12 protein-coding genes are annotated in these 15044 nt (G+C 42.2%); 11 read left to right on the top strand and 1 reads right to left on the bottom strand.

The genetic code is table 11. From position 1 onward, the window contains the following. The first annotated feature begins 41 nt into the window (after positions 1–41). The 11 genes from scyF (at position 42) to trpB (ending at position 13919) form a co-directional block, all read left to right on the top strand. Entirely contained in the window at positions 42–1211 is a 1170-nt protein-coding gene (scyF, locus tag LC605_RS03225; protein ID WP_229546134.1) for a scytonemin biosynthesis PEP-CTERM protein ScyF, read from the top strand. Positions 1212–1900: 689 nt separating this feature from the next. Further along, positions 1901–3190 carry a glycosyltransferase family 4 protein gene (locus LC605_RS03230; protein ID WP_229546135.1) on the top strand — a complete coding sequence of 430 codons (1290 nt, stop codon included), beginning with the start codon at positions 1901–1903 and terminating at the stop codon, positions 3188–3190. Positions 3191–3422: 232 nt separating this feature from the next. Continuing rightward, positions 3423–4505: a bifunctional chorismate mutase/prephenate dehydrogenase gene (gene tyrA / locus LC605_RS03235; RefSeq protein ID WP_229546136.1), complete on the top strand. Its 1083-nt coding sequence runs from the start codon at positions 3423–3425 to the stop codon at positions 4503–4505. Positions 4506–4517: 12 nt separating this feature from the next. Next, positions 4518–5162: a DsbA family oxidoreductase gene (locus tag LC605_RS03240; RefSeq protein ID WP_229546137.1), complete on the top strand. Its 645-nt coding sequence runs from the start codon at positions 4518–4520 to the stop codon at positions 5160–5162. Continuing rightward, positions 5159–6376 carry a 3-dehydroquinate synthase gene (locus LC605_RS03245; RefSeq protein WP_229546138.1) on the top strand — a complete coding sequence of 406 codons (1218 nt, stop codon included), beginning with the start codon at positions 5159–5161 and terminating at the stop codon, positions 6374–6376. Before LC605_RS03240 ends, LC605_RS03245 begins: the two co-directional genes overlap by 4 nt. Before the next feature lie 481 nt (positions 6377–6857). Further along, the gene (locus LC605_RS03250; protein WP_229546139.1) at positions 6858–9062 is read left to right on the top strand and encodes an anthranilate synthase; all 2205 of its coding nucleotides are present in this window, start codon (positions 6858–6860) and stop codon (positions 9060–9062) included. A 3-nt stretch (positions 9063–9065) separates the two neighbouring features. Then, positions 9066–9203, top strand: a complete 138-nt coding sequence (locus tag LC605_RS03255; protein ID WP_229546140.1) for a hypothetical protein — start codon at positions 9066–9068, stop codon at positions 9201–9203. Next, on the top strand, positions 9196–10023 hold the full coding sequence (gene trpC / locus LC605_RS03260) for an indole-3-glycerol phosphate synthase TrpC (protein ID WP_229546141.1): 828 nt from the start codon (positions 9196–9198) through the stop codon (positions 10021–10023). The genes LC605_RS03255 and trpC overlap by 8 nt, the downstream gene beginning before the upstream one ends. A 43-nt stretch (positions 10024–10066) precedes the next feature. Beyond that, positions 10067–10900, top strand: coding sequence for a tryptophan synthase subunit alpha (gene trpA, locus LC605_RS03265; RefSeq protein ID WP_229546142.1), 834 nt, complete (start codon positions 10067–10069; stop codon positions 10898–10900). A gap of 402 nt (positions 10901–11302) precedes the next feature. Continuing rightward, the gene (locus LC605_RS03270; protein WP_229546143.1) at positions 11303–12544 is read left to right on the top strand and encodes a tyrosinase family protein; all 1242 of its coding nucleotides are present in this window, start codon (positions 11303–11305) and stop codon (positions 12542–12544) included. 151 nt (positions 12545–12695) lie between these two features. Beyond that, entirely contained in the window at positions 12696–13919 is a 1224-nt protein-coding gene (trpB, locus tag LC605_RS03275; RefSeq protein WP_229546144.1) for a tryptophan synthase subunit beta, read from the top strand. A 263-nt stretch (positions 13920–14182) separates the two neighbouring features. On the opposite strand, the gene LC605_RS03280 is transcribed toward trpB, so the two are convergent. Next, complete coding sequence (locus tag LC605_RS03280) at positions 14183–14605, bottom strand: hypothetical protein (protein WP_229546145.1); 423 nt, start codon at positions 14603–14605, stop codon at positions 14183–14185. Between the last annotated feature and the right edge of the window lie 439 nt (positions 14606–15044).

The following is a 15044-nucleotide window of genomic DNA, read 5'->3' on the forward strand; positions in this document are numbered from 1 at the left end:
CTAGGAAAGAGTATAACCCATACAACCAGGACTTAAAACTCATGGGATTAGTCAAAAATTTGTCAGTTGCTATTCTCGGTGTTGGATTCACCATATTGGCAACATCTGCACAAGCCAAGGCTGTAACATTAACTTACGACAGTAGTATTGGTAGCCCTGGATTTGGGCCTGGGCAGTTGTTTGTTCCCCAAGGCATAACGGTAAATGACACCGGGAACATCCTTATAAGTAATGGTCGCGGTCTTAACCCCGACGGCACTTTTAACCCAAACATCGGTAACAAAGTTGAAGTATTCAGCCCTCAAGGTAGTTATATTGGAGCGATCGGCGAGGGTGGTAAAGGGCCTGGACAATTTGACGAACCATCGGCTCTAGAAATCTCCCCGCAAACAGGGAATTTATATGTAGGTGATGTTTTCAACAACCGCGTTAATGTCTTTGATCGCCAGGGTAACTTTATTAAATCATTTGGTGAGTTTGGCGGTTTAATCCCAGGTAGAGCTTTCTTTGGCCCATCTGGTGTGACATTTGACAAAACTGGCAATGTGTATATAGGCGATTTTAGCGGCGACAAGATCAATAAATACACTAAAGACGGCGAACTAATTGGTAGTATTGGTAGCTCTGGCACTCAACCTGGGCAGTTTCAAGGCCCAGCAGGTGTAAGAATTTCCCCAGTCAGTGGCAATTTTTATGTTAGCGACCAGTTTAACAACCGCGTCCAAGTACTCGACCCAGAAGGGAAACCGCTCTTAACATTTGGCAAACAAGGCAATGGAGATGGCGAGTTTAATCAGCCCATCGGCTTAGAAGTAGACGAGTTTGAGAATATTTATGTGGCTGATTCTATCAACAGCCGCGTTCAAGTATTCGATAAAAACGGTAACTTCCTGACAGCTTATGGTAAACCTGCCGCAGCAACACCACCACAACTAGGTCAGCCACCCTTTGGCAATCCCCTCGACCTCACACCAGGTACATTTAACTGGACAGGTGGCACAAGCTACAAAGATGGTAAGCTTTATGTCGGCGATTTCTTTCAAGGTCGCGTCCAAGTGTTAAACGTAGAAGGCAGAAGACAAGTGCCGGAACCTAGTTCAACATTGGGTTTGGCATTACTTGGACTAGGCGCTGCTACCGTCACATTACGGAAACGTGGGCAACAAAAGCCAGTCTTCAGTTTAGAAAAGGAACTACAAAATAATTACTAATTCGTAATTCGTAATTCGTAATTAATAAGTTTCGCAGTAGGGTGACACAGTTAAAGTCATGCAATAAATTTTTTTGTGGTATGGGCAAGATCATTGGTATCTACTTTTGCTAGAAATCTTTTATCTGTTGGCTTCCACCCCGCCCTGAAATAAATTTCAGCGGCTCATAGCTAAAGTCTACTTCAGTACACTAAAAATTTTTCCGATTATTAGTCATCTTTTAGATGACTTCAGCTATTAGCAAGGAACTTCAGTTCCTTGCGGGACATAACTCAATACGCTTGGCTTTGTGGATAATTGTAGGTTGGGTTGAACTTTAGTGAAACCCAACAAATACCCGAAAATGTTGGGTTTCGTTCCTCAACCCAACCTACGCAAATTTATTTTTACGGCTTAACCCAAGCGTATTGGGACATAACTTTCACGTTAAGTTGACACCAATGGCGAGACGCCCATCCCACAAGAGTTTTCTAATGCACTCTTTTAGGTGCGTCACCACAGTAGGGTGCGTTATGCCCTTGGCTAACGCACCATCTCAATAATTTCAGTGCCGTACTCTCGTTAGTAACACATTCTACAAAGGTGTCTACGAAAATTTCAGGTTATTAAATCCGGAATAAGGGAGATAAAAACTGGTTAATACAATAAAGCCAACATTTATGAAGGTGCTTCCAGGACATTAACAACTCATGCGCATTCTGATTTATTCATACAACTATCATCCAGAACCAATTGGTATTGCACCTTTGATGACTGAACTAGCAGAAGGACTGGTGAAGCGAGGGCATCAAGTGCGGGTAATCACAGGTATGCCTAACTATCCTCAGCGTCAGATTTACGATCGCTATCGGGGTAAACTATACGTTACTGAACATAAAAATGGTGTTAAAATTCAGCGTAGTTACCTGCGGATTAAGTCTAAACCTAACCTTGTAGATCGGCTACTCCTAGAGTTGAGTTTTGTTTTTACGAGTTTGCCACAAGCCCTCAAGGGCGAACGTCCTGATGTAATCCTCTTAACAGTGCCACCCTTACTAGTTTGCTTACCTGCAACCTTAATAGCTTGGCTATATAACTGTCCAATAGTGCTGAATGTGCAAGATATTCTCCCGGAAGCTGCTGTGCGTGTTGGGCTAATTAAAAATAAGTTAATGATTTTCGCTCTGGAAGCTTTAGAAAAATTTGCCTACCGAACTGCACACACCATTAGTGTGATTGCCGATGGCTTTGTAGATAATTTAATAAATAAGGGTGTACCTGCTAATAAAATTGCCTGTATTCCCAATTGGGTAAACCTAAATTTTATCCGCCCTTTACCGCCGGAGAACAACTCTTGGAGAGCGACCCATCAACTCGATGGTAAATTTGTAGTTCTTTATTCAGGTAATATTGCTCTCACTCAAGGTTTGGAAACAGTAATAGAAGCAGCAGCTCGGTTGCGTCATATTAATGATATTGTTTTTGTCGTAGCAGGGGAATCCCAAGCTCTCAAAAAGTTACAAAAACATTGTGTTGATTGTGGTGCAGATAACGTTTTGCTTTTGCCATTGCAACCGCGAGAAAAACTACCGCAAATGTTAGCAGCCGCCGATATCGGGTTGATTGTGCAAAAGTGCAATGTGATTTCCTTCAATATGCCTTCTAAAATACCACTCTTGTTAGCCAGTGGTCGCCCAATTGTCGGTTCAGTTCCCGGCGCTGGTACTGCTGCCAAAGCTATCCGAGAAAGTGGTGGTGGTATTATCGTTGAACCAGAATCAGCAGATGCTTTAGCTGCTGCGGTATTGGATTTATATGATCGACCGGAACTAGCAGCAAAATTAGGGCGCAAAGGCAGAAAGTTTGCGGTGGAAAACTATTGCTTTGAGCAAGCGCTAGATCAGTATGAAGAGTTATTTTCTCATGTGATTGCCAAAGAAGCAACAACTTTGGATATCTTGCCCGAAATGAGTTCTAAGGAATCATTTGTTGATATTTGAAATTTGGGAATGGGGACTACGTACAGCTTTGTGTAAAATTGTGGTGAATTGAGGGTTGAATTTTAAACGCAGAGGGGCGCAAAGGGAAGCGCATAGGCGCTTCTCTACGAGACGCTACGCGAACGCCTTCCCGTAGGGTAGGAACGCAAAGAGAATTCGCGAGTTACAAAATGTAGTTAGGAATTATTTTAATGCTTGATATCCAATTCTAGAGTAAAACGACTTTTACAATATGAATGACTTATTAGATCAGCTGAAAAAAAGTGACGAAGACTTAATTGCCTTACTGAGCGATCGCTTATCATTATTAGCAGCATCAGAACAACCTTCTTTAGATGAACAATTGGCTGATGTGGCCCCCCTACTCGCACAAGCTGGTATTCCTCAGTCTGTTTGGGTGAGTGTGCTGAAGTGTTGTCACGCTACTCTGACTCATAAGTATCCGACAAATCATGTCAGCCCCCGAAAAGTTACGATCATCGGTGGACACGGCAGAATGGGGAGATTATTTCAAGAGCAACTTTCCCTAGTAGGGCACAATGTTAGCGTTCTCGAACATGAGGATTGGAAATACGCAAAGCAACTGTTGAATCAGGTACAATTAGTTTTAGTAAGTGTTCCCATTGAACAGACAGTTGATGTTATTAAGCGTGCAGCTAAATATCTGGCTCCAACTACAGCTTTGTGCGATATCACGAGTATTAAAACACAGGCAAATCAAGCAATGCTTGAACACCATTCCGGCCCAGTTATGGGTTTACATCCGATGTTTGGGCCAAATATCAAATCGTTCTTTGGACAAAAAGTGGTGATATGTCCAGGTCGGAACGATGATTCATTTCAATGGTTATTGGACTTTATTAAAGGTCAAGGTGGAGAGTTGATTGTTTGCACGCCTGAAGAACATGATCAAATGATGGTGATTGTTCAAGCTACCCAGCACTTCTGTAGATTTAGTCTTGGCGTTTTCTTCGCAGAAGCAAGAATTGACATAGAACAGACCTTAAGGATGTCAACTCCTAACTACCGTCAAGAAATTGATATTGTTAAACGTTTGTTTTCCCAAAACCCTCAGTTATGCGTCGATATTATGCTAGCTACAGAAGAAAGGTGTGATAAAATTAGCTTTTTAGCTAATACTTACAGCCGTTTGGCGAAACTGGTGGCGAGGAAAGATAGAGAAGCATTAATTGAAGAATTTGAAAATGCTCAAAGCTTTTTTGAAGAGAAAATAAATACTTTTCTACAGCCTTTAAATACAATGGCTATCCAACGAGATTTCCAGCCACAAATGCACACCAATATTAGCATTTAAGTAACAAAAACTATGCTGATAGACATCTTTCATGATCCCGTTTGCCCTTGGTGCAGAATTGGTAAAAAACATCTGTTTGATGCACTGGCACAACTGCAAAAAGAAGAAATAAATATCCGTTGGCATCCTTTTCTTCTGGACAATACTGTTCCTGCTGACGGGTACGAATTTCGTAGCTTTATGCAAAATAGAAAAGGCATGAAAGCAGAAGAACTGCAACAGATGTTTGATACTACCCAACGCGCAGCTGAAGCGGCTGGAGTTAAGTTAGATTTTGAAAAAATTCGTTTAGCTGTTAATACTAAGCTTGCTCACCAACTGATTGCACTTGCGCCTGCAAAGGTAAAAAACGATATCGTCGAAGCTATTTATAAAGCTTATTTTGAAGATGGTTTGAACATCGGAGATATTGACGTTATTGTTGCCATCGGTGCAGCATATCATCTGGATGCTAGGGAATTAAAGTTGCAATTAAATGATCATAATCTGATTGATGCAGTTGTTGCTGAATCTACATTCGCTCGGTTAAATGGCATCAACAGCGTGCCGTTCTTTGTCATCAATAACAAAGTCAAGGTAAATGGTTCTCACTCGGTAGAGGTATTCCTGGAAAATTTGAATCGTGCTGCACTTTTAAATATACCTGCAAAAATATGATAGTTGACATCAAGCAAAAAAGTAGATTAATTCATCAACGTGTTTCGGTTACTTTTAACTACGAAGTTTACTTCACCCAAAATTTATTTGAGTTGAAAAACCCGACGCTAGCGCAAGTGATTGTAGGGGATGGAGAGACTAAGCCGAAGAAATTAGTTGCAGTGGTAGACGCCGGAATATTAAAGTATCAACCGGAATTGGTGAAGCAATTAGTAGCGTATACCAAGTTTTATGCAGAGGTATTAGCGATCGCAGCTGAACCAATGATCATTTCGGGAGGAGAAGCTGCCAAAAACGACCCTACTTTATTAGAGCAAATCCAGCAACTGATTGAAGCCGCCGGATTATGTCGCCACTCTTACATATTAGCGATCGGAGGCGGGGCTGTATTGGATTTGGTAGGATATGCTGCTGCAACTGCTCACCGGGGAATTCGCCTGATTCGCATTCCGACAACGGTGTTAGCACAAAATGATTCTGGGGTTGGAGTAAAAAACGGCATCAATGCCTTTGGTAAAAAGAACTTTCTCGGCACATTTGCGCCACCTTATGCAGTTATAAATGACTCTGCCTTTTTGACAAGCCTAGACGATCGCGATTGGCGTTCTGGCATTGCAGAAGCAATCAAAGTGGCGTTGATTAAGGATGCTAGCTTTTTTGATTTTATCCACTCTCACACCCCAGCCCTGGTGCGGCGAGACATGGATACCATGCAACAGGTTATCTATCGTTGCGCTCAGTTGCACCTAGAACATATTGCCAATAGCGGCGATCCTTTTGAAATGGGTTCGTCTCGTCCCCTAGATTTTGGACATTGGGCGGCTCATAAACTGGAGCATTTGACAGATTATCGTTTACGTCATGGCGAAGCAGTTGCGATCGGTATCGCTTTGGATAGCACTTATTCTTATTTAATGGGACTGCTGGATTGTTCTGAGTGGCAACGGATATTACATACTTTATCAGCGTTGGGTTTTAAGTTGTATGTGCCAGAACTAGCTGAGAAGTTATCACAAGTGGAACATCCTGATTGTTTATTTCGCGGTTTGACTGAGTTCCGCGAACACTTGGGTGGAGAATTAACTTTGACGCTCTTACAAGGGATTGGAAGAAGAATTGAGGTTCATCAGGTGGATTTGTTTTTGTACAAGCAAGCAATATTACTGTTGCGGGAATTTAATGGGGAATTTTTTTTAAACGCAGAGTCACGCTGAGGGAAGCGCAGAGTCACGCTGAGGTTTTATGAAATAATTTACTACTTTTGAGAGAGGCGGAGTTTTGGAAATGCAGTTGTTGCTAAATGTACTGGAAAATTAGTATAAAAAGCGAATAAATTGACACCTGATCGAAAAATTATTCAATGTATTGTTTGCTTGATATCTAGTATTCTTAAAGAAGAAGCAAGTAGTGTTTTATCACATTCTTTAAAAAGAATATGCGAGTCAAAATAAGTTGACTTAAGTAAGTTGGTGCGAAAAAATAAACCTATGTTACGAAACATAAATAGGCTTAGAATCTTTAATAATGACCAATGACAAAGGACAAATGACAGCCTTAGCCAGTTAGCTTTAATTGCGCCGACCTACTTAGATTGACAGTATGTTATTTAAGTTTGCTCTGGGTTTAAAAATAACTACTAATAATTAATGGTTGCTTATTGATGATTGACTGATAACTATTTCAGAGAAGTTACTCATGATTTTTGATTCACGTTCTTACAAAAGCCTTGGTGGTGTAAGTGTTTCTCGCTCCATCACCGAAGTGAAGATGGACACCGCCCTCGAAGATATTCTATTCCATTTAAATTCTCAGCGTGGAGGCTTGCTAAGGAGCAGCTACGAATATCCAGGGAGATACAAAAGATGGGCGATCGGATTTGTCAATCCACCATTGGAGTTGACTACACAGGAAAATACTTTCACTTTGATAGCGTTAAATCAACGCGGTCGAGTACTTTTACCATTATTATTAGAGCGTTTATCTAACTCCAAAGAACTTGAAAAGGTCACTAAGTATAATAACCAGATTGTAGGCTTTGTTAAACCTACAAAAAAAATATTTGCTGAAGAAGAACGTAGCAAACAGCCTTCAGTATTTACTGTTGTTCGCGAAATTCTACATATTTTTTCTAGTCATGAAGATGAGCATTTAGGCTTGTATGGTGCATTTGGCTATGACTTAGTTTTTCAATTTGAACCAATTAATCACCGCCTAGAACGTCCTGAAGATCAGCGTGATTTGGTGCTTTATTTGCCTGATGAATTGATAGTTGTTGACTACTATCAGCAACGGGCATTTTGTCTAAAATATGATTTTGAAACAGCGCATGGCAACACTAAGAATTTGCCTCGAACAGGCGAGTCTGTTGATTATCGCGGAAAACATCTTCTCTCAAATCAAACTGCTGACCATGAAGTAGGCGAGTATGCCAAAAAAGTTGAGGTTGCACTCGATTATTTCCGCCGAGGCGATTTATTTGAAGTTGTTCCTAGTCAAAACTTTTTTGAGGGCTATGAACAGGAACCCAGCAAACTATTTAACACCTTAAAGGAAATAAATCCTAGTCCTTATGGATTTATTTTTAATTTAGGTGGAGAATATCTGATTGGTGCATCTCCAGAAATGTTTGTGCGGGTTGAAGGTAGGCGGGTAGAAACTTGTCCGATTAGTGGTACTATTAGCCGCGGACAAGATGCTCTCGATGATGCGGTGCAAATTCGTCAGTTACTCAACTCTCACAAAGATGAAGCTGAGTTGACCATGTGTACTGATGTCGATCGCAATGACAAATCCCGAATCTGCGAACCTGGTTCAGTAAGAGTGATTGGCCGCCGCCAAATTGAATTATACAGCCATTTAATTCATACAGTAGATCATGTTGAGGGGACACTGCGATCGCAATTTGATGCTTTAGATGCCTTTCTTTCGCACACATGGGCAGTTACAGTCACCGGCGCACCCAAAAAAGCAGCAATAGATTTTCTTGAACAGCACGAAAAGAGCGCCCGACGTTGGTATGGTGGAGCAGTGGGCTATTTAAATTTCAATGGGAATTTAAATACTGGATTAATCCTACGGACAATCCGATTAAAAGACTGCATCGCCGAAGTGCGAGTTGGGGCTACTGTCCTTTATGACTCAATACCACAAGCAGAAGAACAAGAAACAATTACCAAAGCTGCTGCTTTATTTGAGACAATTCGTCGTGTAAAGCAAACGAGTCAGAAAATTGATCAATCCAGTTCCATAAAATTAACTAAAATCCTACCAAGTGCGGAAGCTAGCAAACGTGTCTTATTAATAGACTATGAAGACTCATTTGTTCATACCTTAGCCAATTACATTCGCCAAACTGGTGCAAGCGTAACTACATTACGTCATGGTTTCTCGGAATCGCTATTCGATACAGAACGCCCTGACTTAGTTGTTTTATCTCCTGGCCCTGGTAGACCAAGTGATTTTGGGGTTCCACAGACTGTCGGTGCGCTTCTTCATCGCCAAATTCCTATTTTTGGAGTTTGTCTGGGACTGCAAGGCATTGTTGAAGCTTTTGATGGAAAATTGGGAGTTCTCAACTATCCTCAACATGGTAAATCCTCACGCATTTTCGTCACCGATTCCAATTCTGTCACCTTCAAAAACTTACCAGAATCCTTTGCAGTGGGTAGATACCATTCATTATTTGCCCTACCGCAACATTTGCCAAAAGAACTCAATGTGACAGCTATTTCTGATGACGACGTAATTATGGGTATTGAACATCAGACACTTCCCATAGCTGCCGTTCAGTTTCATCCAGAATCAATCATGACTTTAGCGGGAGAAGTCGGTCTGAAAATCATTAAAAATGTCGTGTGTGCATATACGCAAACCAAGGAGTCATTAGTCATTGGTCATTAGTCATTGGTCATTGGTCATTGGTCATTAGTCATTGGGCATTGGGCATTAGTTATTCTTTCTCCCTCATCTCCCTCATCTCCCTCATCTCCCTCATCTCCCCCTGCCCCCTGCCCCCTACTCCCCCTAAAAAATTATGACTAACCAAATTGCCCCTCCCCGCCATATTCTTGAAGAAATTGTGTCGCATAAAAGGCAAGAAGTTGCACAAATGCAGCAAGAATTGCCTTTAACGTCCTTGCAAAAACAGTTAAATGCAGCCCCGACTGTCCGAAATTTCTTGACTGCTTTACAAGAAAATCCTAAACAACCTAGCTTAATTGCTGAAGTAAAAAAAGCATCACCAAGCCGTGGGGTTATCCGCGCAGATTTTGACCCAGTAGCGATCGCTCAAGCTTATGAACGAGGCGGTGCAGCTTGTTTATCAGTGCTGACTGACGAAAAGTTCTTTCAAGGCGGTTTTGATTATCTGCGAAGGGTGCGGCAGCAAGTAGCATTACCCCTACTGTGCAAGGAGTTCATCATTGACCCCTATCAAATTTATTTAGCACGGACAGTAGGTGCAGATGCTGTATTGTTGATTGCGGCTATTTTATCAGATAGAAAACTTCAAGATTTTTTGCGAGTGATTCATGATTTGGGCATGAATGCACTGGTAGAAGTTCATACTTTGGCTGAACTGGATCGAGTGCTAAAGCTTGATAACCTAAGTTTAGTAGGAATCAACAATCGCAATCTCAAAGATTTTACCCTTGATTTGGGTACAACACAGCAACTTTTAGCAGAGCGTCAACAACAATTACAAAGCTTAGATATTACCGTCGTCAGCGAGTCTGGACTGTATACACCTGCTGATTTATCTCTTGTTGCCGAGGCTGGTGCGCGTGCAGTTTTGATTGGAGAGTCTTTAGTTAAACAAGCTAATGTAGAGCAAGCTGTGTGTAGTATTTTAAGTAATTCGTAATTCGGAATTTTTGGGTTTAACCAATCGTTAACTATTTTTCAGCATGACTTCTATCTCCGATTCCTTTCAAACTTTACGCGATCGCCAACAGTGTGCTTTAATCCCCTTTATCACAGCAGGCGATCCTAATTTAGAAACCACTGCCGAAGCTTTACGCATCTTAGATCGCAACGGTGCTGACTTCATCGAGTTGGGCATTCCCTACTCCGATCCTCTCGCAGATGGGCCTGTGATTCAAGCAGCAGCAACCCGCGCTTTACAAAAAGGTACGAAACTAGAGCAAGTGCTAGAGATGTTACACACAGTGATTCCTAGCCTGAAAGCGCCAATAATTCTATTTACTTACTACAATCCCATTTTGCACCGGGGTATTAAGTCGTTTTTGGCGCAAATTGCTACTGCTGGGGTGCAAGGATTAGTAGTACCAGACTTACCCTTAGAAGAAGCAGAAGAATTAATCCAAATTGCCGCAACTTTGGGAATTGAGGTGATTTTACTCGTAGCTCCTACCAGTTCTCAAGATAGAATTGAAGCGATCGCTCGTCAGTCTCAGGGTTTTATCTACCTGGTAAGTGTTACAGGTGTTACAGGGATCCGCGCTCAAATCCAAAACCGCGTAGAGCATTTAATTACAGATTTGCGAAACGTCACCGATAAACCCATCGGCGTTGGTTTTGGCATCTCAGGCCCAGAACAAGCACACCAAGTCATGGAATGGGGTGCAGATGCAGTGATTGTTGGTAGTGCCTTTGTTAAACGGTTAGCTGAAGGTAGCCCAACACAAGGATTGCAAGCCGTGGAAGAATTTTGTCGAGAACTTAAAACAGCCATCACAGAAAGTCAGCGCAAAAGTTCATCTCTTCAAGAGGTGAGATAAATAGACATCTCCAAAAATGTAGAGACGTAGCAGTGCTACGTCTCTACAAGGGTTCTGGGTAACGCATATTTAATTTATGGATATGTCTAATTCACCCCCAAATTTAGTCCAATGTCTAACCTAGTTTTCAGGGTTTGTAGTAAGCACTTTAGTGCTTAGAAAATAAGGACTAAAGTCCTGACTACGAACTTGCTTACCCCCAGGGCTATTTCATTCTAGACATAAACCACCCGGAACTGAGGTTCCTGGCTCATAGCTAAAGTCCGTTTTAACGGACTATAACTTTTTCTCAGTCGTCTTTAGACTACTTTCGCTATTAGACTGGTGAATTAATTCTGAGGCGGGCTAGATGAGAATGAAATAGCCCTGTGCTTACCCCTGCCCCCTGGTTCGATTAACATAATGAAATCCCTGCTGAAATCCGTCAAAATATTAATTTATAGCTTACTTATAGTTAGCGCCTGTGCGATTACAGTCTTCGCCCACGATCGCATTGACCACAGAGAATACAAATACCATTGGAATCACAATGTTGGACAATACGCTCGCCTAGCTGTAAGAAAGAACGTAACTGACCTAACATCAGCAGAGAAAACAGCCTTCGTCAAGGCTATCAAAACCTTAAAAACTGTCATACCCGCAGGTAGCAAGCTCAGTATTTATGACCAATTCGTTGCTATACATATAGGGGCAACACGGCTGATTCATAACCATAAAGGACATTCCGATGGTTCCGTCCAAGAACTTGCTCATGAAAATGCCGCATTTTTCCCTTGGCATCGAGAATATATTCGCAGATTTGAACAAGCACTGCAAGCAGTAGACCCAACTGTTACTCTGCCATACTGGGATTGGACAGATGCCAAAGCACTTGATGTGATTTTTAACGATGACTTTCTTGGTTCTAATGGTCAAGGAGTAACCATCAAAATTCCAAATCAGGGAAACTTTACAGGTGGGCCTGTACAGTCTGGGGCTTTTGCTGCTGCAAATGGCTGGGTTATGAATCCAGTATTAAACTTTGACCCAGATACCAAAATATCATTAGGTACATCACTTGTCCGCTTTCTACGAGTACCTCCTGCTAGTGATTACCCTGTCCCCAAAAAAGATGTTGAGCGTGCCCTGAGTCTTAATAACTATTCTCTATTACGCCCTGCTTTGGAAGGATTTATCTCTGTAGATGAGCAGGGTAAAATTACCCCAGGAGGATTTATACACAACTACATTCATGGTTTAGTTGGTGGGGTACAGATAGATGCAAGCACGACACCCATAAAATTGAAGGGTCTGGGTACTATGAGCAATATACCAAGTTCGCCCTATGACCCAGTGTTTTGGTTGCATCATGCCAATGTAGACCGCCTCTGGGCTGAATGGCAAGAAAACGGTCATCAAGGTAGCAATTTTTATCCTGCTGATGGTCAGCCTTATGGGCACAATCTTAAAGACCGAATGTGGCCTTGGGACGGCGGTATGTCTACCCCAAAAGCTACGGGGTTAGGAAATTTACTATCCCTATTACCAAATTTTGACTCTAACGATTTGGTGCGCCCTATAGACGTTTTGAATCACAGGAAACTGGGCTATACCTACGGGACACAAAGGAATAAGAGTTTCAGAGAGTTATTGCGTAAGTCCTAAAATAAGTACGTTGGTACGAAAAAAATTAAGTATGTTACGAAACGTAAATAAGCTTAAAACCTTTACTAATGACCAATGACAAAGGACAGCCTTAGCCAGTTAACTTTAATTGCGCCAACCTACTTACTTGAACATAAAAGGATTTTAAACAATGGTAAGCATACAAGACATCAAAACTGCAACTAAACAACCAGATTCTTTGGGCAGGTTTGGCAGGTTCGGCGGTAAATACGTCCCAGAAACCTTAATGCCCGCATTAAGTGAACTAGAAGCAGCATTTAATCAATATCGTAACGAGCCGAGTTTCCAAACAGAACTGCAAAACTTACTGCGTGACTATGTAGGACGACCCAGCCCATTATATTTTGCTGAACGCCTAACAACAAACTACGCTAGACCAGATGGCACGGGCCCGCAAATCTATTTAAAGCGCGAAGATTTAAATCATACAGGCGCTCACAAAATTAATAATGCTTTGGCTCAGGTGTTGCTAGCTAAACGCATGGGCAAGCAACGGGTGATTGCAGAGACGGGTGCAGGACAACACGGCGTAGCGACTGCAACTGTATGTGCGCGGTTTGGTTTGAGATGTGTGATTTACATGGGCGTCCACGATATGGAACGACAATCGCTGAACGTGTTCCGCATGAAATTAATGGGGGCAGAAGTGCGTCCAGTGGAGGCAGGTACGGGAACTCTCAAGGATGCAACTTCGGAAGCAATTCGGGATTGGGTGACGAATGTGGAAACAACCCATTACATCCTCGGTTCTGTTGCTGGCCCTCATCCCTACCCGATGATTGTCCGTGACTTCCACGCAGTAATTGGACAAGAAACTCGCGCTCAATCCCAGGAGAAATGGGGAGGATTACCAGATATTTTACTGGCTTGCGTGGGTGGCGGTTCCAATGCCATCGGCTTATTCAATGAGTTTATGCATGAACCTTCGGTGCGCTTAATTGGAGTCGAAGCGGCGGGTGAAGGTGTAGATACAGAAAAACACGCTGCTACCTTGACAAAAGGCAAAATAGGTGTACTGCACGGTGCTATGAGCTATTTGCTGCAAGATGATGATGGTCAAGTCATCGAAGCCCATTCAATTAGCGCCGGATTAGATTATCCAGGTGTTGGCCCTGAGCATAGTTATTTAAAGGATCTTGGTCGCGCCGAGTATTACAGTGTTACTGATAAACAGGCCTTAGATGCATTTCAAAGACTTTCGCAACTAGAAGGGATTATACCAGCTTTAGAAACTGCTCATGCGATCGCATATCTAGAAACCCTTTGTCCTCAGTTAGAAGGTAGTCCCCGCATCGTCATCAATTGCTCTGGCAGAGGTGATAAGGATGTGCAGGCTGTGGCGAAAATTCTTTAATGAAGCGGGGAGGGGGATGAGGGGGATGAGGGGAAAAGAATAACTAATACCCCAATGCTCCAATACTTTTCTTCTTAGGCTGCACTTCGACTTACCTCGACTCCGGCTCCATCTCTACGAGAGGCTACGCCAACGAGCGAAGTCGAGACGAGATGCTCGGCACAAGTCGCTCAGTGACCACGCCAACGACAACTCTACCAGACGCACTCGCATTCGCGCTTGGTGAGTTTACGGTGAGCATCTCGACTCCGCTCGATGGAACATTAGGGTAAAACAACAGAGGTTTCTTTACCATTGTTGTTTGCACTATTCAAGGTTGTAGCTGTACTCTCAGATGGGGATTGGGTATTGCTCGAACGGCGTAATAATTTCTTGCGTGGCTTCCCTCCCGCCTGGATATATTCCAAACTGTCTTTGCCATAATGGGTTACCACACTCATTAACATCTTTTCAGAGTAGCTGCGCAATTCTTCTTCAATTAGAGAGAGGCGACCTGCCATTTCATCCAGGCTAGAGAGTAAAGTGTTGTAGGTAGATAGTTGGGTTTGCAAGGTTTGGATGTGGCCGTCGTAGTCTGTCAAACTTAATCCGTTGCCAAATTCTAGCGTCGGGCTAATTGATCGCATTCCTGCAATTCGACGGAGAGCCTTTTCTAGAGTGGGTGAACTGCGTTTTAGTCGTGCCATGAAATGCGCTCCTGAAGGAAGTTATAGGATTACTGTATGTACTGTAGCCAATGCAACAATAAACTTCTGTGAGAGATAATTCGGAAAAATTAAAGCAAATTAAAATCGACCTGATTATTTTTAAGGGATTATACTGAAATATTTATTCAAAATGTCAAAAAAATTACATTAAATCAACAACAGATACTTCCAAGTCATGTTGAGGTAGTTTGAAATCGTGTTGAAGTACTTCCAAGTCATGTTCAGGTACTTTCAAATCGTGTTGAAGTACTTCCAAGTCATGTTCAGGTACTTTCAAATCGTGTTAGAGTACTTCCAAGTCATGTTGAGGTACTTTCAAGTCGTGTTAGAGTACTTCCAAGTCATGTTGAGGTACTTTCAAATCGTGTTAGAGTACTTCCAAGTCATGTTGAAGTTAAGAATATTCGTAGGTTGGGGA

This window comes from Nostoc sp. CHAB 5836 (assembly GCF_020829445.1).
Taxonomy (GTDB): domain Bacteria; phylum Cyanobacteriota; class Cyanobacteriia; order Cyanobacteriales; family Nostocaceae; genus Nostoc.